Origin of the sequence: Achromobacter sp. SIMBA_011, from assembly GCF_046535435.1 — a bacterium.
Lineage (GTDB): Bacteria > Pseudomonadota > Gammaproteobacteria > Burkholderiales > Burkholderiaceae_B > Achromobacter > Achromobacter dolens.
Map to the genome: position 1 here is coordinate 1 of NZ_JAWRWN010000041.1, position 504 is coordinate 504.

Genomic DNA, 504 nt, shown 5'->3' on the forward strand with positions numbered 1-504 from the left:
AAACGCGATGAGCTTTTGCAACCGGAGATCAAGCGTGTCTGGCAGGCCAACATGCAGGTCTACGGCGTGCCGAAGGTCTGGAAGCAGATGAACCGGGAAGGCATTGCAGTGGCACGCTGCACGGTCGGACGGTTGATGAAACTGCAGGGCTTGCGTGGCGCAGTTCGCGGTAAGCGTGTTCGCACGACGATTCCCGAGGTGACCGCGCCGCGCCCGCTGGACCGAGTCAACCGGCAGTTCAAGGCTGACCGACCGAATCAGCTCTGGGTGTCGGATTTTACGTATGTCTCGACATGGCAAGGCTGGCTGTACGTGGCATTCGTGATCGACGTGTTTGCCCGCCGTATTGTTGGCTGGCGCGTCAGCTCGTCGATGACCACGGACTTCGTTCTGGATGCACTTGAACAAGCGCTGTACGCCCGCCAACCGGGTGAGGACGGGACTTTGATTCATCATTCCGACAGAGGGTCTCAATACGTCAGCATCCGCTACAGCGAACGGCTG

The 504-nt window shown here is 59.3% G+C and carries 1 protein-coding gene; it reads left to right on the plus strand.

Annotated elements, in window-relative coordinates; genetic code table 11:
* A partial coding sequence (locus SB816_RS29795) for an IS3 family transposase (protein WP_410547966.1) occupies window positions 1-504 on the plus strand: 504 nt, incomplete at both ends.